At 69.0% G+C, this 20,366-nt stretch carries 19 protein-coding genes and 4 tRNA genes; 1 reads left to right on the top strand and 22 read right to left on the bottom strand.

All coding sequences use genetic code 11. The features are described 5' to 3' along the window. The 22 genes from secE to sdaAB form a co-directional block, all read right to left on the bottom strand. Positions 1–228 carry a preprotein translocase subunit SecE gene (secE, locus tag IPN47_06150; GenBank protein ID MBK9407621.1) on the bottom strand — a complete coding sequence of 76 codons (228 nt, stop codon included), beginning with the start codon at positions 226–228 and terminating at the stop codon, positions 1–3. 2 nt (positions 229–230) lie between these two features. After that, on the bottom strand, positions 231–383 hold the full coding sequence (rpmG, locus tag IPN47_06145) for a 50S ribosomal protein L33 (GenBank protein MBK9407620.1): 153 nt from the start codon (positions 381–383) through the stop codon (positions 231–233). Between the two features lie 139 nt (positions 384–522). Next, positions 523–595: transfer RNA gene (locus tag IPN47_06140), tRNA-Thr, on the bottom strand. A gap of 54 nt (positions 596–649) precedes the next feature. Then, positions 650–722, bottom strand: a tRNA-Gly gene (locus tag IPN47_06135). Between the two features lie 72 nt (positions 723–794). Continuing rightward, positions 795–877 (bottom strand) — tRNA-Tyr (locus tag IPN47_06130). 69 nt (positions 878–946) lie between these two features. Beyond that, a tRNA-Thr gene (locus IPN47_06125) sits at positions 947–1,019 on the bottom strand. A gap of 174 nt (positions 1,020–1,193) precedes the next feature. Continuing rightward, positions 1,194–2,666 carry a cysteine--tRNA ligase gene (locus IPN47_06120; GenBank protein MBK9407619.1) on the bottom strand — a complete coding sequence of 491 codons (1,473 nt, stop codon included), beginning with the start codon at positions 2,664–2,666 and terminating at the stop codon, positions 1,194–1,196. Positions 2,667–2,772: 106 nt separating this feature from the next. After that, entirely contained in the window at positions 2,773–3,990 is a 1,218-nt protein-coding gene (locus IPN47_06115; GenBank protein ID MBK9407618.1) for a glycosyltransferase, read from the bottom strand. A 1-nt stretch (position 3,991) separates the two neighbouring features. After that, entirely contained in the window at positions 3,992–5,209 is a 1,218-nt protein-coding gene (locus IPN47_06110) for a glycosyltransferase family 4 protein (GenBank protein ID MBK9407617.1), read from the bottom strand. A 7-nt stretch (positions 5,210–5,216) separates the two neighbouring features. Then, positions 5,217–7,724, bottom strand: a complete 2,508-nt coding sequence (locus tag IPN47_06105) for a glycosyltransferase (GenBank protein ID MBK9407616.1) — start codon at positions 7,722–7,724, stop codon at positions 5,217–5,219. Next, positions 7,721–8,659, bottom strand: a complete 939-nt coding sequence (locus IPN47_06100) for a sulfotransferase (protein MBK9407615.1) — start codon at positions 8,657–8,659, stop codon at positions 7,721–7,723. Before IPN47_06100 ends, IPN47_06105 begins: the two co-directional genes overlap by 4 nt. Beyond that, positions 8,656–9,684, bottom strand: a complete 1,029-nt coding sequence (locus IPN47_06095; protein MBK9407614.1) for a UbiA family prenyltransferase — start codon at positions 9,682–9,684, stop codon at positions 8,656–8,658. Before IPN47_06095 ends, IPN47_06100 begins: the two co-directional genes overlap by 4 nt. Before the next feature lie 273 nt (positions 9,685–9,957). After that, positions 9,958–10,452, bottom strand: coding sequence for a hypothetical protein (locus IPN47_06090; protein ID MBK9407613.1), 495 nt, complete (start codon positions 10,450–10,452; stop codon positions 9,958–9,960). Between the two features lie 56 nt (positions 10,453–10,508). After that, a complete protein-coding gene (locus IPN47_06085) occupies positions 10,509–11,909 on the bottom strand; it encodes an ABC transporter ATP-binding protein (GenBank protein MBK9407612.1) in 1,401 nt (466 codons plus the stop codon). Next, positions 11,906–12,778 carry an ABC transporter permease gene (locus tag IPN47_06080; protein ID MBK9407611.1) on the bottom strand — a complete coding sequence of 291 codons (873 nt, stop codon included), beginning with the start codon at positions 12,776–12,778 and terminating at the stop codon, positions 11,906–11,908. Before IPN47_06080 ends, IPN47_06085 begins: the two co-directional genes overlap by 4 nt. Beyond that, positions 12,775–13,611, bottom strand: coding sequence for a glycosyltransferase family 2 protein (locus IPN47_06075; GenBank protein ID MBK9407610.1), 837 nt, complete (start codon positions 13,609–13,611; stop codon positions 12,775–12,777). Before IPN47_06075 ends, IPN47_06080 begins: the two co-directional genes overlap by 4 nt. A gap of 184 nt (positions 13,612–13,795) precedes the next feature. Continuing rightward, on the bottom strand, positions 13,796–15,136 hold the full coding sequence (locus tag IPN47_06070; GenBank protein ID MBK9407609.1) for a phenylacetate--CoA ligase: 1,341 nt from the start codon (positions 15,134–15,136) through the stop codon (positions 13,796–13,798). Further along, positions 15,137–16,330 carry an AI-2E family transporter gene (locus tag IPN47_06065; protein ID MBK9407608.1) on the bottom strand — a complete coding sequence of 398 codons (1,194 nt, stop codon included), beginning with the start codon at positions 16,328–16,330 and terminating at the stop codon, positions 15,137–15,139. After that, entirely contained in the window at positions 16,327–17,115 is a 789-nt protein-coding gene (locus tag IPN47_06060) for a PspA/IM30 family protein (GenBank protein ID MBK9407607.1), read from the bottom strand. Before IPN47_06060 ends, IPN47_06065 begins: the two co-directional genes overlap by 4 nt. A 3-nt stretch (positions 17,116–17,118) precedes the next feature. Continuing rightward, on the bottom strand, positions 17,119–17,523 hold the full coding sequence (locus tag IPN47_06055; protein MBK9407606.1) for a hypothetical protein: 405 nt from the start codon (positions 17,521–17,523) through the stop codon (positions 17,119–17,121). 173 nt (positions 17,524–17,696) lie between these two features. Then, complete coding sequence (gene sdaAA, locus IPN47_06050; GenBank protein ID MBK9407605.1) at positions 17,697–18,581, bottom strand: L-serine ammonia-lyase, iron-sulfur-dependent, subunit alpha; 885 nt, start codon at positions 18,579–18,581, stop codon at positions 17,697–17,699. Between the two features lie 85 nt (positions 18,582–18,666). Next, positions 18,667–19,341 (bottom strand): L-serine ammonia-lyase, iron-sulfur-dependent, subunit beta, encoded by a 675-nt coding sequence (sdaAB, locus tag IPN47_06045; GenBank protein MBK9407604.1) that lies wholly within the window; start codon positions 19,339–19,341, stop codon positions 18,667–18,669. A gap of 149 nt (positions 19,342–19,490) precedes the next feature. Here sdaAB and IPN47_06040 point away from each other — a divergent pair, with 149 nt between their 5' ends. After that, positions 19,491–20,357 (top strand): CoA transferase, encoded by an 867-nt coding sequence (locus tag IPN47_06040; protein MBK9407603.1) that lies wholly within the window; start codon positions 19,491–19,493, stop codon positions 20,355–20,357. The last annotated feature ends 9 nt before the right edge of the window (positions 20,358–20,366 follow it).

Raw genomic sequence — 20,366 nt, 5'->3', positions numbered from 1 at the left:
TTAGCCCCCGAAGAACGACGGAATCCAGCGCACGAGCACCTGCTGCAGGATGACATCCATGAGCGCGATGAGCCCACCGATGAACAGCGACAGGATGATGACCCCGATGGCCAGCTGGCGCACCTGCGGGACATCGGGCCACGTCACCTTCTTCATCTCGGCCATCACGTCGTGATAGAACGCGACGAGACGCTGCATCCAGCTCGCACTGGCGGCTTGGGTAGTCACGGCTACTTCGTTTCCTTGTGCGTCTGATGCTTGTTGCAGCGCGGGCAGTACTTCTTCCACTCGACGCGCTCAGGATGCGTGCGCTTGTTCTTCGTGGTGAAGTAGTTGCGGTTCTTACACTCGCCGCAGGCGAGAATGATCTTGTCGCGGGGCATCGCTCTGGACCCAGAAGACGGGAAGTCGAGAAGACGGGAAGACGAGAGCCCGCCGCCACCAATCCTGGCAGCGCCCGACCCTCATCCCTCGCCTGATTTGCGCTATTGCGTGGTGCCACCCTCAACCAACGTTCCAGCAAGCACGCGATCGGGATTGAACCGATGACCTCACCCTTACCAAGGGTGTGCTCTACCAACTGAGCTACGCGTGCAACCTCGACCTGCTGCAGCTCCGAGCCGAGCCGCCCTACCCGACAACCCTACAGAGCGGGAGACGGGGCTCGAACCCGCGACCTCAAGCTTGGAAGGCTCGCGCTCTACCAACTGAGCTACTCCCGCATCGTGCCCCGCACCGACCTAACGACGCCGTGCGGCCCTGCCTGCCCTGCTCTTCCCTGCAGTCCCGCCCGATGGTGGGGGAAGGATTCGAACCTTCGAAGGCGTACGCCGGCAGATTTACAGTCTGCTCCCGTTGGCCACTTGGGTACCCCACCTAACGACTACCCACGCTGTCCCGCATTCCCGCCGGTGCCGCCGCCTCGCCGTCCTCGACCGCCCCAACAAGCTGACGGCGAGACTCGAACTCGCGACCGCCTGATTACAAATCAGGAGCTCTACCAACTGAGCTACGTCAGCGACACGCCAGGTTTTTTTGCGCGAGACACAAAGGATAGCGGGGGCTGCAACTCGTGTCAACTCAACCAGATACCGCGGAAGACAAGAACACGAGAAGACGGGGAAACGAGTGAAAGGCTGACGTCCGAGCCACCCGGATTCGGCCAATCCGCCCCTCTGCCGCCCCCCGTCTTTCTACCGCCATCGCTCCAACTGGGTGCCGCCGGGGGTGTCTTTCACGACAAACCCCCGCTCCTCCACCTCGGCCCGAATCGCGTCAGAGGCGGCGAAATCGCGCTGGGCGCGGGCGGCCAGCCGGTCGCGCAGTCGGCCAACCGCCCATCGGACCTGCTCCAGCTCGGGCGGCTCCAGATCGGGGAGCGACGCCGGATCCGGCTCCACCCGATCTGGCCCCACCACCACCCGCTGCGCCCGGGGCTGGACGTCGAGCACGGAATCCATCAGCGCGAAAACCCGTCGCGCCTCGGCCAGACTGCTCGCGTCGCCCCCCTTTCGGTCGAGCTCGGCATTCGCCTTCTGCAGGAACGTGAACAGCGCCGCCACCGCTTCCGGGGCGTTCAGATCCTCGCGGAGCGCTGTTCGGAACGCTTGCTCCCCCTCTCGGGCCGCCACCGCCAGTTCGGGCGTCCCCCCGCGCGCCGTCTCCAGTCGATGCGCGAACTCCCCCACCCGGCGCACCGCCTCGAGCGACGCCTCGAGACCGGTCCCGGACAGGTTCATCTGCTTTCTATAGTGGGTCGAATAGATGAAGTGCCGCAGCGCGGCGGCCGAGACGCCACGCTCGCGGAGGTCCTTGACCGTCGTGATGTTCCCCAGCCGCTTGGACATCTTCGTCCCATCGATCTGCAGGAACTCCCCGTGGCACCAGAAGCGGGAGAAGATCTGCCCGGTCGCCGCTTCGGACTGGGCGATCTCATCCTCGTGATGCGGGAAAACCAGGTCGATTCCGCCGCAATGGATATCGAGCGTCTCGCCCAGGTACTTCATGGCCATGGCCGAGCACTCGAGGTGCCAGCCGGGACGCCCGCGGCCGAAGGGGGCGTCCCAGGCGGCGCCGGTCGCCTCGTCTTCGGGCTTGGCGGCCTTCCACAGGGCAAAGTCCTGGGCGTTCTCCTTCGTATAGTCGTCCTGCGCCACGCGCGCGCCGCTCTTCACTTCGCGAGCATCGAGGCGCGAGAGCTTGCCGTACCCCGGGAAGCGATCGATGGCGAAGTAGATCGAGCCATCTTCGGCCTTGTAGGCGACCCCCTTCTCCAGGAGCGTCTCGACCAGCGCGATCATCTCCGGGATGTGGGTCGTCGCCTTGGGATACTCCTCGGCATCCTCGATGCGCAGGTAGCGGCGGTCCTTGTGGAAGATCTCGGTGATCGGTTCCGTGACTTCGATGATCGTCTTTCCGGTCGACTCCGCCCGTCGAATGATCTTGTCGTCGACGTCGGTGAGGTTCTGCACCTGCGCGACCTTCCACCCTTCGAGGCGCAAGGCGCGTCGCAGGAGGTCGTTGAACAGGAAGGTGCGGAAGTTCCCGATGTGCGCCGGGTCGTAGACCGTGGGGCCGCACGAGTAGAACCGCACCGTTTCGCCGTCGGCGGGAACGAACGGTTGCACGGTGCGCGACAACGTGTTGTACAGGCGGAACTCGGGCATCGCCGGTCGACGGGTGAGGACTCGGAGAAGGTAACGGTGCTCCGCGAACGGTGGTACCGGAACGCCCGTACGAGCCGCGGCCAGCGCGTCGCTCGTGGTGCGATCGTCAGCGTCGTGCCAACGACTCGAAGCGCGCGAGCAGCTCCCGATTGAGTCGTCGGATGTCGTGCTGCCGCTCGACCAGCGCGCGTCCAGCCGCGCCCATGCGCTCGGCCACCTGCGGATCGGCGAGCGTGACGATGGCCGACGCGAGCGCCTCGACATCGTGTTCATCCACGAGCAGGGCGCTCTCGCCATCCACCACGACTTCGGGAATCCCAGCATGCCGAGTGGCGACGACGGGAAGGGCGAGCGCCTGGGCCTCGAGAATCGCGACGGGAGTCCCCTCCGCATCACCGTCGGGCGCGGTGACGCTCGGGGCGAGCACGGCGTGGGCGGTCCGCGCGACCGCCAGCACATCCTGCTGCGCCATCCACCCGGCAAAGCGCACCACGTCGGCGACACCTAACGACGTGGCGAGCCGTTCCAGCTCTGCGCGCAGTGGACCATCGCCAACGATGGTGTAGCGGATCGTTGGCACGCTCGCGCGTGCGCGCGCGACGGCACGGAGCGCATCCGCGATTCCCTTCTTGGGCACCAGGCGAGCGATCGACAGCAGGTGCAGCTGGCCACGCACGTCGGGCCGGGTACCGGCCGCCGGGGCAAAGCGCGCGAGGTCGACGCCCAGTCGGTGGATGTACACACGCTCGGACGGCGCCCCCATGGCGAGCAGGCGCGCCCGCATGGCCTCGCTCAACACCAGGAACGCGTCGCCGTTGCGAAAGAGCCTCCGATAGCGCGACGCCGGGGTTCGCGAGACGTCGTAGCCGTAGAACGTGGTAACGAGGGGCGCGGCGACCACGCCCGCGTCGCGCAGCGCGTCGACCATGGCACCGACCGGGCCAAAGTGCGCGTGCAGGATATCGGGCGCTCGTTCACGCGCGACCGTTGCGCCCTCGAACAGGAGGCGGCCGGACGCCGCCTCACGGCCGCCACGCCACGGAGCGAGCAACGCGAAACGCTGACGCACGGACAACGGCGACGCGGCGGTCATCAGCTGCAACGCGGGGAGCGGCCGGCGGCTCCACGGCTCAGGGATGCCGTAGTGGCGAACCCGACTCGTGATGTCGCTGGCCACGAGATCGGGGTGCGACAATCCGGTGGTGTCGGCCCCATCGGCGAAGACGGTCAGCTCCGCACCGAGATCGAGCAGTCCGGTACACTGATTGAGGACAAACGTCTGGGAGAGACTGGGAAAGCGACGGGCGAAGGCGTGGACGCGCATGTCAGGCGCTCCCGCGCGGACGATCGCGCAGTGCGGCCAGCGGCGCGCGCAATTGCGCGCGCCAGTCGAGCCCGGGCGGGGGGACGATGTCGGCGGCGCGGCGTGCATATCGACCGCTCGTCACCTCCGACCAGATGTCGCCGAGCAGGCGTTCGTAGCGGTCCACCATCTCGTCGATGCCGTACGGTCCGCGTGCGACCGCATCCCGCGCGCGGCTCGACATCTCCGCACACAGGTCGGCCTCGCGCGACAGAAGGGCCAGCCGCTCGGCGAACGCGTCCACGTCGCCGACGGCGACTCGATAGCCGATCTCGCCGTCACGCACCAGCTCGGGCACGCCGCTGGCGATGTCGCTGACGAGGGGGACGCATCCCTGCCCCATCGATTCGAGCAAGGCGAGCGGAAGTCCCTCGAAGGCCGACGGCAGAAGGAAGACCTGGTGCGCACGATACAGTTCGGCCATCTGGTCCATGGGGACCGTGCCGACCAGACGCACGACATCTTCAAGCCGTGCCTCGCGCACCGCCGTCGCCAGATGCCCGCGCGCTGGACCGTCGCCCGCGATCGTCAGCTCGAAAGACACCGCGCGCGCCCGCAGCGCGCTCGCGATGGCGATGAGATCCGAGACGCGCTTCTGTCGGTCCTCGAGTCGTCCGGCGTAGACGATGCGGAGCGGTTCCCCCGGAGCCGAGCGTTGGCGCGCGCGACTGGCGACATCTGAGCGGGCGGAGACGGCGACGCCGTACGGTATGTGCGTCACCGGAGTTGCCCGTACCTCATCCATCGCGCCCAGCGCGCGCACGATCGTCTCGCTCACCCCGACGACGCCGTTCCACCACGGCGCGAGACGCCGCGCGTGGTCGTAGTGCTGCGGATCGTCGCTATGTGCGATGCCCAGGATCCCGACGCGCGACGACAACGCCGGCGAGATGCCGGAGTGTGCGATGTCGTGGTTGGGCAGGTAGAGGCATGGGGCCGCCGCCTCGAGGGAGCGCTGCAACGCAGTCCATCGGGCGGGCCATGTGGCGACGGACGGCAGCGCGAGGTGCGACACCGCGAGGTCGTCGGGGATGGGGAGGGGCTTGTCATCGCGCCACATCGACCCCGTCAGGAGCAACGTCACGTCATGTCCGCGCGCTCGCAGCCCGCGCACGAGCGTGGCGTTGAATGCGTTGACGCCGTTGAGCGTCCAGTTGGGCGAGGTGACGACGATGCGCACGGTTGCCTCAGCGAGCGCCGACGGCGCCGCGCGCGAGCTGGCGCAGACGCGCCGAGACCTGCACCGGGGTGGGTAGCTCCGGCGGGAGCCACGCGCGAAGGCCGGTGATGTCCCCCGGATGTCGCGCCGCTCCCACGGGACGGGCGAATGGTTCGCGCGCCACGCGGTCGAAGAAGGCGAGGTAGTGCTCGCACATCGCGTCGATCGTGAACGGGCCGTCGTGCACGGCGCGATGGGCCGCATACGACATGCGCGACACGAGCGCGGGATCGCGTGCAAGTTCGGCGAGCCGATCGGCGAAACCCTGCACCTCGCCAGGCGCAACGACGTAGCCGTTCTCGCCGTCCCGCACCACTTGCCGCACCCCGCTGCGGATGTCGGAGACGACGGGGACCGCGCCGCACGCCATGGCCTCGAGGAGGGCGACTGGGAGCCCCTCGAACGCCGACGGCAAGAGGAACGCGTCGGCACGCGTGAGCAGCTCCTGCACCATTTCGTTCGGCAATCCGCCCACGAAGCGCATCCGCCCCTCGACCAGGTGACGGGCTGCCGCGCCAAGGAAGTCGCCCTGGTCGGGCCCACCACCGGCCACGGTGAGCTCAAACGGGATGTTGCGCGCGACGAGCGCGTCGGCGATACCGACCAGGTCGAGCGCACGCTTCTGGTATCGCGCGAGGCGACCGGCGTAGACGATGCGCAGCGGCTCCCCGCCCTGCCGGCTTCGCGGCACCGCGCTCGGCGGCACCGGGACGCCGTACGGGATCGTCTCGAGGCGCGGCGTGAAGCGTGGCGCCAGCGCCTGCATCTCGTGCGCGATGGCGTCGCTGACGGCGACGATTCCGTTCCACGCCTCACCGAGGCGCAGCGCGTGTTCGTAGTGCTGCGGATCATCGCTGTGCACGATGCCGACGATCTTGACCGTGCTGGCCAGCGTGGGCGAGATGCCGGAGTGTCGCCAGTCGTAGTTGGGGACGTACAGCACGGGCGCGCCGTCGCGCTCGAGGTCGTTGACGAGCAAGCGCCAGCGCGCGCGCCACGACGTGCGAGGGGTCACCGTTAGGCGCCGCACGGCAACGTCGGCGGGAAACGGGAGGGGATCCGGTACCGGCTCGTCGGGGCGGGTGACGAGAATCTCGGCGTTGAACCCGCGCGCCGCGAGGGCGCGCACGAGGTGCACGGCGAAGATGTCGACGCCACTGATGCGTCCCGACGTAGCGGCGAAGACGATGCGGTGGTCAGCCAGCGGCGCCGTATGCGGCGCACGTGTGGGCTGACGCTCGGCGGGAGGGAGCGGATCGGGCCACATCGGGACGCGATTGGCCAGGCGTGCGGAGCCGTCGAATCGCCCCGGGAGGATGGAGACGCCACCCATCGTCGGTGCGGGAGGACTCATGCGCGCGCGCGGACGGCGAGGTGATGCCGCCTTGGCCTGTTCGACGCGCTCGAAGAGCGCGATCCACGCCGAGACCATGGCGTGGAGCGCCCACGTTCCATCGCGCACCGTCGCCGCGGCGCGCACCGCCATGGCCGCTCGGCGCGCGGGGGCGGCGGCGAGCGAAGCGACCGCGGTGGCGAAGGCGTCGACGTCACCCGGCGGGAAGCGCAGCCCGTTGTCGTCGTGAGCGACTACGCTCGCCAGCGTCTCGAGGTCGGAGACGACCGGGACGCAGCCACGCGCCATCGCCTCGAGCATGGCGTTAGGCGTCCCCTCGAACTCGGAGGCGAGCACGTACACGTCGTGCCGCTCGAGTTCGGCCAGCGTTTCCGCGTGCGGCAGGGCGCCGCGGAGGACCAGGTGCCCGGCGGCGATCAGCGACTTCCCGCGCGCCTCGATGTCGGCGCGCGCCGGGCCGTCTCCAACGAGCGTGAGCTGCGCGCGCACGCCGCGCGCGACCAGCAGGTCGAGCATCCCCACCAGATCGAGCACCCGCTTCTGGTGCGCGCGCAGCTCGCCGTGATACACCAGCCGCAAGACGTCGGATGGCGTGCGCTCGGCCACGCGCGCAGGGAGCGGGACACCGATGGGGATCGCGGCGAGTCGGGAGGCGAGCCAGGGCATCTCCATCGCGGCGCGACGCCGGATGGACGGATTGACGGCGACGACCGCATCCCAATGGCGTGCCAGCCTGCCGACGTGTTCGTACTCCAGGGCGTTGTCCGCGTGGATCATCCCGATGACGGTGACGCGCTCCGACAGGCGCGGCGTGACACAGGATGCGCGGAAGTCGTGGTTAGGGATGTAGACGCACGGGGCCTGCTCCTCGAGGTAGCGCTCGACCCCGATCCAGGCATCGCTCCAGCGGTCGTACGCTGTCAGGCGCAGTCGGTCGACTGGGATGTCGGCTGGCGGCGGCGCGCCCACCCGCGGATAGTCGACGAGCGGCGATCCTTCTTCGGTGATGAAGAGTCGGGCGTCCTGTCCGCGCGCGTTGAGCGCACGCACGAGGTTGGCGGCAAAGATGCAGACGCCGTTGAGGTTCCATTCGGGCAGGCCAAGGATGACGCGCCGGGTCACGGGGCGGCGTCGTCGAGGAGGTACGCGGCGCGATAGGGCGCGTATCGTGGCAGCACGGCGAGCGAGGCGGCGGTTCCGCGAAAGCGCTCCAGGTACTCGTCAGGCACGGTGAGCGCGGAGGGATCGGCACCACGACCGAACAGTGTGCCCACGATCGCGTTGGCCCATGGTTTGTCGACCACCAGGCCGGCATAGGCCAAGTACATCTGCATCGCACGATAATTCCGCAAGTGGCGGGCGACGGGCGCGAGCATGCGACGGGAGAGCGTCGAGTAGCCCTTGAGCAACGCCGGCGACAGCGACGGAAGCACGCGGCCGATGGCCATGTCCTCGTGGTCCAGCGCGAGCTCTTCCTCGAGGATGCGGATGAAAGACGCTTCGCCAGCGGCCAGTGCCTCGAACGGGAGCACGGTGACGTTCTCGGCACCGAAGCGGGCGCGGTACGTTGCGACGACGTGATCGTAGTTGAGCCAGGCGGCGATCTGCAGCTCGTACTCCTGCAGGAAGTCGTGGAAGGACAGGTCGCCACCGATTCGCACGACTTGCGAGTACACGGAGCGCAGCGCCCCGGCGAACCCGCGCGTGATCATCAGGACGCGTGCGCCCGGGTACATCGCCACGAGTTCGTCGGCCAGACGCGCCTGGTGTTCGCGAATGGCGGGGGGGCGCTTGTGGAAGCCCTGGTGGCGCAGCAGGAGGTAGAAGTAGCCCTCGGGAAAGACGAGCCCCCCGGTCCAGTTCTCCTCGCTCATCGCGAGCCAGCGGACGTCGCGGTCGCCGCGCGCAGCCTCGCGGCAGATGTCCATCGGCGTGCGCAGCCCGGCGAAGGTCCCGGCCGTAAACCTGACCTGCGGATGTCGGGCGAGCCATTGCTCCAGCCACGAGGAGCCGGCCTTGTGGAAGCCGATGTGCAGGAGGACGCGAGTGCGGGTCATGCGGGGTTCTTCGTGAATCGGGGGAGGGATTGCACGTCGTGCCACCAGGTGCGCAGTGGTGCGCCGGCCACCAGCAGGTGCAGTGGCACGAGCCAGAGCGCCCGTGCGTCATGCACCACGAGCGACAGGAGCGCGAGCGGTGCCAGCCATCGCTCGACGAACCCCGACAGGACCCGCTGCGCCAGCAGGTCGTGCCGTTCGGTGTCGCTCATCACCCGCCACGGGGGGAGCGGCGCGATCCAGCGTTCCCGCACCACGTACAGTTCCCAGAACGCGTGCACCACGAACCCCGCCAGAAGCAACGGGGCTACGGGGAGGGCCCAGGCGAGCGCCGACAGCGCGGCGACCATCTCGACGGGGAGGAGGCGCCGCACGATCCACCGCATCGTGCCGTCGCGCCCACGCCCGGCGGCGAACGTCCTGATGCCGGCCATGCGATCGCGATCGAGGTCGTCGTGCTGGTGTCGCGCCAGGTGGCGCATCCCCATGGCGAGCATCCAGAGCAGGAACAAGGCGATGAGCACCTCGTCGCCGCGTGTGTCGGGGGGGCCAGCAAACACGGTCCACGCCACCGCGACCGGGAGCACGTGCGCATACACCGCATCCGTCACGATGCCGGCCACTCCGCGCTCCTTGAGCCGGATGGGTGGCACCGCATAGAGCAGGAAGAGCAGCATCTCGAGGACCACGAGCGACGCCCCGAGCCGTGCGTTAGGCAGCCAGCGCCACGGGAGCGCAGCGGCGGCCAGGAGGCACGTGCTCACCACAAGTCGCGCCAGCGGTGACAACGCCGACCATCCGTTCTGCTTTCCGATGCGCCGGTCTTCCTCGACGTCGAACGCGTCGGTGAGCAGGTACCCGATCCCCCCGATGCCGAGCGATGACACGAGGAAGAGCGCGAGGTTCCGCGCCATCGCGGTGACATCGAGCGGTCCCGCATTGACGCACGCCGCGAGGTACGCCGCCGCGAGCGCCGGCGGGATCTTCCCGCTCCACCACTGATTCATGCGGAGGGCGCTACGCATTCTCGGCCTTCAGGTACAGGGCCAGGCTCTCGCACGCGAGCGCCGTCGTGTAGCTCCGCGATTCGTACCATCCCGCATCCGAAGCCCGCCCGTGGGCCGCCCGCCCGCCCCCCGCTCCGCGCCGAGAAACGATCGCGCGATCGACCCCCGGCCCCGCCCCCCAAGCGCGCCGACCACATCACCGGCCCCCCGCCCCCGCCCCCCCCCCCCCCCGCCCCCCCCGCCGCCGCGCCGAGAAGAACGCGCGTCGGATACCACTTGTCGCCGCCCCCTTCACCCGCACGTGTCTCGGGACCGCGCCCCCGCCGAAGGGAGGGCAACGCAATCGCGGCCACCAGCCCCGCCCGCCCGCCGGGGTCCCCCGCTCCCCGCCCCAGACGGCCACCGCCCTTGTTGCCCGGACCACCGGGATTCGAACGCGCCCCCACCCGCCAGACTCAGCACACCAGCCGGTCCCGCGGACCCCGCTGGCGCAGGGGTCCCCCCCTCGGCGAAGTAGTTCCAGATCCCCGGCGGGATCAACTCGCCTTCGAGGAACGGGCGCGCGCGCTCGATGATCGTCCGCGCCACCGGCGAGGACTCCTCGGCCAATGCATGGCAGGCGAACATCGTGGCGAAGCAGTTGGTACACCACGCCGACACTCGCTCGCGCCCCGGGATCCCCGTGTGCATGAAGTCGATCGGCACCTCGCCACTCGGCAGCGGGGTCGCCGCGACAAAGCCCCGAGCCCGGTCGAGGGCGACGCGCACGTCAGCGATGGTCGCCATGCGTGGCGTTCAGGTCGGCGTCGATGGCGCGCGTGAGTTCCGCATTGAACAGGCGCTTACCCATCGACCGCCGTCCGGTAGAAGTGGCGCGCTTCGATGTCGAACGGTCGTCCGACGGACCCGGCGCGACCATCGCCAGCAGATCGCCCACGCCCCGGGCGCGACCACGATCCGTGAACACCGCAGCGCGGCTTGGCATCGGCGCGTCCGATCTCGACGGCGAGCATCACCGGCATGTCGATGATGCGACCGAAGTTGGAGACCACCGACGCGTCGCCGTCGACCGTGACGCGCACCGACTGGTCCATCCATCCCTTGAGCGCGACCGGGTACCCCAGCTCCATGTCGATCAGCGCCAGCCGCAACTGATAGCTCCCTTCGTTGAAGGGGAGACGCGGCAGTCGCGCGTGCACGGAGGCCGCGCCGGCCACGAGCCCGCCAGGAATCTCCAGCGCCGCGCCCGCGAGCGCGCGCTGCCCATCGATGGAGTAGAAGGCGCAGAAGAGCAGCGCCCGCGGATGCGCCCGTTCGGCGGTGTAGGGCGCGATGATGTCGGCGGGCGCGCCGGAGCTCGGGGCGCCCGCGGCCCCGCGCACCACGACGTCGCCCATGGTCACCCCCTGTGCGTTGCCGGCCGCCATCTGCAGGAGCGCCGCACCGGAACCGCCGGCGGTGACGGGGATGGCGTCGCCGGATTGCTGCTGACGGAAGTAGTAGTCGAGGGCGTCGACGACGTCGCCGTCGAACCGGCACTCCCCGCGCTCGAGCACGATCGCACGGTCGCACGCGGCTTGCACCTGATGCCCCGCGTGACCCACGAAGACGAGCGTCCCGCCGCGCTCGCGGAACTCGCGCATGTGGCGCATGCACTTGTTCTGGAAGGCCAGGTCGCCCACCGCCAGCACCTCATCAACCAGCAGGAGTTGCGGATCGACGTGCACCGCCACCGCGAATCCGAGCCGGGCACGCATGCCGCTGCTGTAGTGCTGCACCGGCTTGTCGATCCCTTCGCCGATGTCGGCGAAATCGACGATCGCCTCGAGTCGCTGGGCCATCTGTCGTACGCCAAAGCCGTACAGCGCGCCCTGCGCGAAGACGTTCTCGCGACCGGAGAGCACCGGATTGAAGCCGGCCCCGAGCTCGATGAGCGTCCCCACGCGCCCCGAGATCCTCACGCTCCCGGTATCGGGCTTGAGCAGGCGCGACAGGACCTTGAGCAGCGTGCTCTTCCCCGCTCCGTTGGCGCCGATGATGCCAAGGGCGTCGCCCTCGCGCAGCGCGAACGACACCTCGTGCAACGCCCAGAACTCGGCGGCATGGAGGCGATCGCGGGGGCTCGTGTTCCACACCGCGATCTCGCGCCAGATGTCGCGCAGGGCCGAGCGCCGCGCCCCGAAGAATCCACGGGCGAACTTCTTCGAGATCCCGTCGACCTCGAGTACGACTCGCGCACTCACAGGCGCGCCACGAGGTGCGGGACGGCGACGCGCATGGCGACCCAGCCGACGACGAAGGCGAGGAGTGCCACCAACGCCCACGGAAGCACGAGTGCCGGCGCCACCGGCGCATCGCCGACCAGTGCCGAGCGCGCGGCATCCAGGAGCACGGCGACGGGGTTGAGCCGGAACGTCACGGTGCCTAACGCCGAGCTGGGGGGGCGATAGACGATCGGCGTCACGAAGAAGAGGAACGTCGAGCCGACGACCACGGCGCGTGGGATGTCGTCGAACAGCAACCCCAGGGGGACGAGGAGCAGCCCGAGAGCGGCGCCCAGCAGGAGCAGCGCGACGATGGGAACCACCGCGGAGAGCATCCCGAGGCCCGGCCACTCCCCCAACAGCGGAATCGCGAGCAGGAGGACGAGAACGAAGATCGCGAACTCGAAGACCGTCTCGACCCATCCGGCCGCGATCACCGCCTCCCACGGAGAGCGGATCTTCGAGATGACGGCGCGCGAGGCGTTCACCTGCTGCAGCGGCGCATTGAGCGCCCGCAGGAAGCCCTGCCAGAGGAAGAGGCCCGCCACGATGTAGAGGGGATACGGGGCGCCGCTGCTCGTCATGTGCAACGCGCCACTCGCCCGCACGAACAGCCACGCCGCGGCGGTGCTCACCGGGACGAGCAGGAGCCAGAGGTAGCCGAGCACCGATCGGCGATAGCGCGCGACGATCTGGCGTCGCGCCATCTGGGGGGCCAGGTCCATCGTGACCCGCAGGTCGCGGCGGACATCGGCAAGGAACTGTCGCGGGTGGCGAAGGGCGGGACTGGCGTCGAACACACTCACCTCCTCGCCGGCACTCTCGCGCCGCGTCGAGGGAGCGGTCATCTCGCCCCTCGCCGGGCCCGATCGTATGCGATGGCGCCGGGCACGAGGAGCGCCAGCAGCACGACCGCATCCCACGGCGCCACCCGGCCGCGCAGCAGCAGGGCCTGTAGCACGGCGAATCGCTGACCGCTCGAGAGGGGGCGGAAGGGGACCTCCTGCGACAGGCGCTCGTTGCTCGCGCCGTAGATGGTGCGCTTGTGATAGTAGTCCGCCAGCTGCGTCACCTCGAGGTGATCGACCCCCATCTCGCGCACGAAGGCGACGGCGTCGGTCCCCAGCGCGCGCACCACACGCTGCACGAACATCGTGTCGCCGCCACGACTGCGCTCAGGGAACGGGCCATACGTGTCGAGCAATGCGCGCCGCACCGCCATGTTGTTGGTGTAGCCATAGACCTGGTCGGTGCACCGGCGGCGCAGGATCCACTGAATCTTCTCGTCCTCGTACTTGGACAGTAGCGCCAATGCCCGCGACGGACCGTAGTACCGACGCCCGAGCACAATCTGGGTCTTCGGCGCGTCGAGCCCCCTCACCGCGGCTCGCAGCCAGCCGGGACGCGGGGCGCAGTCGGGGTCGAGGAATACCACAATACCGCCGGTCGACTCGCGCACGCCGAGATTCCGTGCCGCGTAGGAGCCCTGAACCGGCTGGTGTAGCACGCGCACATCGGAGAACTCGCCGGCGATCGCCACCGTCGCATCCGTCGAGTTGTTGTCCACGAGGATCAACTCGACGTCGGCGCCGTCCACTCGCTGCGTCACGAGCGCCGCCAAGCACTCCTTCAAGTGCTCGGCGACGTTGTACGCAGGAAGTATGACGGAAATCTTCGGCATTTGTACGGAGTGGTTCCTCGTTCGACCGCCGCGCCAAACCGGCGATGCGGTCAGAACGACCGAACGGACCCTCCCCCGGCGCTGCGGACGGGAGGGCGTTGTGAGGACTGACCACCCCTCCTGCAAGCGCAATGCTACGGCCCAGTGCGACACGCCGAATCGCCGTAACGGACTGGTCGCCCGACTACCGCGGGCGGCGATCGACCACCCGATTGAGCTTCCCTCCCTCAGAGCGGGGGGCCTCGCCCGGCGGAATGAGTTCGACGGCCATCGCGACGCCGATCAGGTCGCGCAGGAGGGCGGCGATGCGTTCGCGCAGCGCACGCAGCCGGTGGTCGGCTTCGATGACGTCAGCCGAGAGAACGCCGCGCCCCACCTCACGGAAGAACGACTCCGAGACCTCGGCGTGTACGCTGATCGCATCGAGCGTCCCGTCGCGACTGACGACGAGGCGATAGTGCGGCGCGAGTTCAACGATGCGACCCAACACCGCCTCGATCTGGCTCGGGTAGACATTGACACCACGAATAATGAGCATGTCATCCGTGCGTCCCTTGATGAGTCGCATCCGGACGAGGGTGCGCCCGCAGGCACAGCGCCCGCGCACGAGGGAGGTGATGTCGCCGGTCCAATAGCGCAGGAGGGGGAGCGCCTCCTTGGTGAGCGTGGTGATCACCAGGACGCCTTCCTCGCCGTCGGGGACGGGGCGCCCGGTGTCGGGGTCGAGGATCTCGGGGTAGAAATGATCTTCCATGACGTGCGAGCCGTCGCGCGCCTCGACGCACTCGTTGGACACGCCGGGACCGATGATCTCCGACAAGCCGTAGATGTTGGTGCTGGTCACGCCTAACGCCTCATCGATCTGCGCGCGCATGGCGTCGGTCCACGGCTCGGCCCCGAGGACGGCGTAGCGCAGCGAGATGTCGGACGGATCGACGCCGCGACGCCGGAACTCGGACGCCAGCGTGAGGGCGTAGCTCGGCGTGCAGGTGATGACCTCGGGGCGGAAGTCGGTGATGAGGGTGAGCTGTCGCTCGGTCATCCCGCCGCTCACGGGGACGACCGAGAGGCCGAGACGTTCGCCGCCGTAGTGAATGCCGAGGCCGCCCGTGAACAGGCCGTAGCCATAGGCGTTGTGCAGCATCATCCCGGGCGCGGCGCCGGCCATGGCCAAGGCGCGGGCGTTGACGCGCGCGAACAGGTCCACGTCATTTGCCGTGTAGGCGACCACGGTGGCCTTCCCGGTGGTGCCTGACGAGGCGTGCACCCGCATGACCTGCTGGCGGGGGACGGCGAGCAGCCCGAACGGATAGTGATCGCGCAGGTCGTCCTTGCGCGTGATCGGAAGGCGCGTGATGTCGTCGATCGAGCGAATGTCGTCAGGCGCAATCCCGGTGGCCGCGAGGCGCTCGCGGTACATCGAGACCCGTTGCTGCACGGTGGCCACCAGCGCGCGCAGGCGTTGTCCCTGGAGCGCGCGCATGGCATCGGTGTCGAGCGTTTCGAACGCGGGCTCGAAGATCATCTACGCGGGGCGGCGGAGGTCGCTCAGGCGGAGGACGTCGAGCGGGGGGTCGGCGGCCACGAGCACGCCACCGTCAGGTGCAGGGACGCGCAGGATGAGCACCCGCTCCTTGCCGGCGCGCTGCGTCCCCTGCCCTTCGTAGATCCGGTTGATCAGGACGCGCCGCACCATCACGATCATCACCGCGAGGAGCGGAACGGCGACCGGTAGGCCGATCGGGCCCAGGAGGCGACCGACGACGAGCACGGCCATGATGCTCAGCACCGGCGGGATCTCCACCTGCTTGGCCGTGATGAGCGGGACGACGAAGTTGGCCTCGATGATGTGGATCACGAAGCCGAGGATCATCACCAGCAGGGCATGCGTTCCCGGTGTCACCCCGAACACTCCCTCACCGCCAAGGACGAAGAGCGCGGGGATGGTGGACGAGACGAGCGTGCCGAAGAACGGGATGATCGCGACCGCGCCGGTGAAGACGCCGAAGGTGAGCCAGTACGGAACGTCGAGCGCGTAGAGCCCGATGGCGGTGAGGACGGCCAGCACGGCCATCGCGATGAGCTGCCCCACGAGCCACGACTTGAGCGTGCTCGCGAGGTCGCGCAACACGTCGCGGACCATGTCGCGGCGCGTGGGCGGAAAGAGCGCGATGAGCCACTCGCGATACGTCCCGGGGTGCAGCGCGAGGAAGATCCCCATGACGAGGATCGAGACGATGTTCACGACGGCGTGACCGATCCCGACGACTTGCGGGAGGATCTCGCTCATCGCGCCTTCGGCCTGCGAGACGATCCCTCCCACGAGCTTCCCCGACTCGGCGCTCCACAGCTCCTGCAGGCGCGGATACCGCAGGAGCAGGCGCTGCAGCCACCCCTGCCAGGCGCTGACGTAGTTGGGGAGGTTCCCCACGAGCTGCTGCGTCTGCTCGACGACCGGGGGGACGAGCAGCGTGACGAGTCCGGCGACCGCGGCGAGCGTCCCGAGGACGGCGAGCGCGAAGGCGATCGATGCCGGCAGCCGCAACCGGCGCACGAGCGCGTCGCGCACGGCACCGAGGAAGAGCGAGAACAGGATGGCGACGAACAGCAGCAGGAAGATGTCCGCCGCCTTGAACAACAGCCCCAACAACAGAACGGTCGCGACCGTCGATGCCAGGACGGGCGCGACCTTGAAGGTGGGAGACGTGTGTCCCGTCACCCGTTCTGCTTGTGGTCGGGCTCCTCGATTTCCGCGTGCACCGTCTCTTCGGCCGGCACGTTGCCGGCCCCGAGCTGGCGCTTCTCGGCGGGAGACGCCGAGGGGAGCAGCCCCATCTTCTGCTTGAGCGCCAGGAGCTGCGCGTCGGCACCGACGGTGGTCGACGACTTCTCCAGGAGCTTGAAGTCACGTTGCAGGCGATCGCCCGAGAACTCCTCGTCGATCTCCGACGACGCTTTGATCATGCGCTCGTTCTGCTCGATCTTCTCTTCCATCCGGGCGAAGGCTTCGAAGGCCGACTTCTCGGACAGACCGGACATCGTTTCGGAGATGCGCTTCTGCGCCTGCGCCCGACGCTGGCGCGCGAGCAACAGGTTCTTCTTGCGCTTGGCCTCTTCGATCTTGTCGTTGAGGTCACGCAGGGCGTTCTTGAGCTTCTCGGTCTCGAGCTGGTGCGACTGCCACGTGGTCTCGAGCTGCTGGGCGTGCGCGTAGTGCTCGCTCTGCCTGACGAGGGCCTGCTTGGCGAGGTCGTCGCGCCCCTCCTTGATGGCGAGCATCGCCTTCTGCTCCCAGTCCTGCGACTGCTTGTACTCCGACTCGAACTGGTCATGCAACCGCTTCTCGTCAGCGATGGCCGCCGCGACCTGCTGCTTGGCCTTCACCAACTGGTCGCGCATGTCAACGATGATCTGGTTCAGCATCTTCTCCGGATTTTCGGCGGAGGAGATCATGTCGTTGACGTTCGACTTGATGAGTGAGGCAAGACGATCGAAGATGCCCATGGGCTATGCGTCCTCGCGGTACGACGTGAGCTCGCGCAGGTGCGTCGCGAGGGCCAGGGTCATGCTTTCGTAGGAGGCCAGGAACTCCTCGAAGTCCAGGTGCGACACCTCGAGCGCTTCGGTCAGGACGATCGAGCCGTCGCTGATGCCGTACGATCCGTGCACGAGGTCCGTGGCGTTCAACTCGAGGAGGCGCCGGTTGAGTTGCGCCCCCTTCCCGTTCTTCTCGGGGACGTTCATCACCTTCATGCGCAACACGATGACGGGGGGGCTGTAGTGCACCACCACGTCGAGGTTGAGCGCACCACCGGGCTGCACGATCCAGGTGTTCTCGCCTGCTTCGAAGTAGCTGGCACCCTCTGAGGAGAGGCGGTCCAGGAAGGACTCGAGGTCTTCTTTCGTTACCATAGTGGTCCCTGCGTAGAATGGCCTCTTGCACCTACGGGGAGTGCCCCCCGCGGGTTTCCCGCCCGTCGAAACCGCCGCGGCGCGCCCTCGCCGCCCGACCAAGATACAGGCCATCGAGTCGGCGGAACACCGCCGAGCGCGCGGCCAACGACGAACGGTGCGTCGCGTGAACCCTAGGCGTCGCTGCGCTTGATCTGCACCAGCCGTTCGCGTGCCAGCCGACGCCCGGTCGGCGTGGCCGCGAGCCCGCCGCCGGCCGTTTCGCGATAGCGCACGTCCATGCTGCGACCGATCTCCCCCATCGTGTCGATCACTTCATCGGCGGGAATGGCGAAGGTGATCCCAGCCATCGCCATCTCGATGGCGGCGAGGGCGATCGCGGCGCCGGTGGCATTGCGGAAGACGCACGGCAGCTCGACGAGCCCGCCTAACGGGTCACAGACGAGCCCCAGCGTCCCCTGCTGCGCGAGGGCGACGGCATGTCCCGCCTGGCTGGGCGAGCCGCCGAGCATCTCGGTGGCGGCGCCAGCGGCCATCCCGGCCGCGGCACCCGTCTCGGCCTGGCAGCCCCCTTCGGCGCCGGACAGCGAGGCGCGCTCCGCGACAATCGCCCCGATGAGCCCCGCCGTGGCGAGGGCGTCGATGAGGAGCTCGTCGCCGAGCCCCTTGGCGTCGGCGAGCCCCAGGAGGACCGCCGGGAGCACACCGGCGCCGCCCGCGGTGGGCGCGGCGACAATGACCCCCATCGCCGCGTTCACTTCCTGCACGGCGAGGGCGCGCGCCAGGATGTCGCGAAAGGGGGTGCCGGCGAGCGGCCCTGGCGGCCCTTCCCGAAGCTTTGCCGCATCGCCGCCTACCAGCCCCGACGCGGAGCGCAGGTCGCCGGTGAGTCCCTGCGTCACCGCGCCGCGCATGACGGCGAGGGCGCGGGCGAGTGCCTGTCGAATCTCGGACACGGGACGTCCCTGGTCGCGCGACTCGGCGGCGAGGGCGACGGCGGCGAGCGTCGTCCCCTGCGATTCGGCGTCACGGATGGCGTCAGCGAGAGCCTTGTACATCAGGAGATGGGAAGAGGCGAGCGGAACGGGCACCCGGCACGCCGGAGCCCCGCGCCGTGAACGGTCGAGACGACGCGAGCGGGCATCAGGCGCCGACCTTGTCCAGGCGGTAGGCCCACTTGACCCAGGGGAGCGTGCGGATGTGGTCGCGCACCTCGGGGCCCGGCTCCTCGTCGACTTCGATCACCATGAAGGCGTCGCCGCCCCGTTCCTTTCTCGTCAGGCGCAAGGTGGCGATGTTGACGCCATCGTCGGCGAGCAGGCCGGCAATGCGGGCGATCGATCCCTTGATGTCCTCGGCCACCAGCGCGATGGTGTGGTAGGTCCCGTGCACCTCGACCGGGAAGCCGTCGATCTGCGAGACGAGGATGCGTCCCGCGCCTAACGATGAGCCGATCATCTCGGCCCTGCGGTCCCCGCGCTCGAGGGTGATGCGGACGGTGTTGGGGTGCGTCTCCCCCTCCTCGCCGAGCTTCGTCTTCTCGAAGGTGTAGGCCAGCCCCTCGCGTTCCATGATGTCGAGCGCGTCGCGCAGGCGCTCGTCGTCGGGGCGGAAGCCCATCAATCCGCCGGCGATCGCCTTGTCGGTCCCGTGTCCCTCACCCGTGCGGGCGAAGGAACCGTGCAATTCGATGAGCGCCTTTTCGGGGGTCCCGCCGACGAGGCCACGTGCGAGCATCCCGAGGCGGCAGGCGCCAGCGGTGTGGCTCGAGCTGGGGCCCACCATGACGGGACCGATGATATCGAGCAGGGAAACCATGGAGGGGGGCCGAGGACGTGGCGAGCGATCGCGCGGACGCGCCCGCGCAGGATCGGTCGGGAGCAATCTCTCGTGCGGGCATGGGCATCGCCAGCCGGTCGTCTGGGGGGCTCTGTTCCCGAGGGCGTTCCAGGGCGAAGTTCCTCGCCATGCGCAACCCGGCTGATGCGACGGCGGCAGGCGACGATCCACTGCGTGGGACGCGGGTGGTGAGCCTCGCGATCAACGTCCCCGGACCGGTTGCAGCTGCGAGACTCGCGGCGCTGGGGGCCGAGGTCACCAAGGTCGAACCGCCCGCCGGCGACTTCCTCGCCGGGGCGGCCCCGGTCTGGTACGAGGAGCTTTCTGCGGGGCAGCGCGTCGTGACGATCGACCTCAAGTCGGTGGCGGGGCGGGCGGAACTCGACGCGCTGCTCGAGCAGGCGGACATCCTCATCGTCTCGTCGCGCCCGTCGGCGCTCGCGCGACTTGGGCTCGAGCGCGCGACCGTGCGCGCGCGGCACCCGAGGCTCTGTACCGTCTCGATTGTCGGGCATCCGTCGCCGGACAGCGACTTACCAGGGCACGATCTCACGTACCAGGCAGAAGCGGGGCTCGTGTCGCCGCAGGCGCTGCCGGTCACCCTCTTCTCCGACGTCGCCGCCGGCATCGACGCCGCGGCTGCCGCGCTCGCGCTCCTCGTCGGGCGCTCGCGCAGCGGTGTCGGCGGGTGGCGCGAAGTGGCCCTCGTCGACGCGGCGAGGGCGCTCGCCGCTCCGCGCGACCATGGCCTCACCCGTCCGGGAGGAGTCCTCGGTGGCGGCTCGCCAGGCTATGCGCTGTATCCGGCGAGCGACGGCGTGGTCGCGATCGCGGCACTCGAGGCGCACTTCCTGGCGCGACTCGTGGGCGGGCTCGGGATCGCCCACGCTGACGCATCGCTCATCGCCGCGAAGGTCCGGGAGCGGCGTGTCGACGAATGGGTCACCTTTGGCCGCAAGCACGACATCCCGATCGCGGCGGTCGCCGCTACCTAACGCGCACTG

It is taken from the genome of Gemmatimonadota bacterium, from assembly GCA_016719105.1.
In the GTDB taxonomy this organism is placed as follows: domain Bacteria; phylum Gemmatimonadota; class Gemmatimonadetes; order Gemmatimonadales; family Gemmatimonadaceae; genus SCN-70-22.
The sequence above is the reverse complement of the archived record's forward strand: the minus strand, read 5'-3'. Positions and strand labels throughout refer to the sequence as shown.

Excerpts from the sequence above, each read along its gene's own strand:
- IPN47_06090 (MBK9407613.1), bottom strand. The coding sequence starts at position 10,452 with ATGGCGACCATCGCTGACGTGCGCGTCGCCCTCGACCGGGCTCGGGGC.
- IPN47_06100 (MBK9407615.1), bottom strand. The coding sequence starts at position 8,659 with ATGACCCGCACTCGCGTCCTCCTGCACATCGGCTTCCACAAGGCCGGC.
- IPN47_06075 (MBK9407610.1), bottom strand. The coding sequence starts at position 13,611 with ATGCCGAAGATTTCCGTCATACTTCCTGCGTACAACGTCGCCGAGCAC.
- IPN47_06115 (MBK9407618.1), bottom strand. The coding sequence starts at position 3,990 with ATGCGCGTCCACGCCTTCGCCCGTCGCTTTCCCAGTCTCTCCCAGACG.
- IPN47_06080 (MBK9407611.1), bottom strand. The coding sequence starts at position 12,778 with ATGACCGCTCCCTCGACGCGGCGCGAGAGTGCCGGCGAGGAGGTGAGT.
- rpmG (MBK9407620.1), bottom strand. The coding sequence starts at position 383 with ATGCCCCGCGACAAGATCATTCTCGCCTGCGGCGAGTGTAAGAACCGC.
- IPN47_06095 (MBK9407614.1), bottom strand. The coding sequence starts at position 9,684 with ATGCGTAGCGCCCTCCGCATGAATCAGTGGTGGAGCGGGAAGATCCCG.
- IPN47_06070 (MBK9407609.1), bottom strand. The coding sequence starts at position 15,136 with ATGATCTTCGAGCCCGCGTTCGAAACGCTCGACACCGATGCCATGCGC.
- IPN47_06120 (MBK9407619.1), bottom strand. The coding sequence starts at position 2,666 with ATGCCCGAGTTCCGCCTGTACAACACGTTGTCGCGCACCGTGCAACCG.
- IPN47_06040 (MBK9407603.1), top strand. The coding sequence starts at position 19,491 with ATGCGCAACCCGGCTGATGCGACGGCGGCAGGCGACGATCCACTGCGT.
- sdaAA (MBK9407605.1), bottom strand. The coding sequence starts at position 18,581 with ATGTACAAGGCTCTCGCTGACGCCATCCGTGACGCCGAATCGCAGGGG.
- IPN47_06060 (MBK9407607.1), bottom strand. The coding sequence starts at position 17,115 with ATGGGCATCTTCGATCGTCTTGCCTCACTCATCAAGTCGAACGTCAAC.
- sdaAB (MBK9407604.1), bottom strand. The coding sequence starts at position 19,341 with ATGGTTTCCCTGCTCGATATCATCGGTCCCGTCATGGTGGGCCCCAGC.
- IPN47_06055 (MBK9407606.1), bottom strand. The coding sequence starts at position 17,523 with ATGGTAACGAAAGAAGACCTCGAGTCCTTCCTGGACCGCCTCTCCTCA.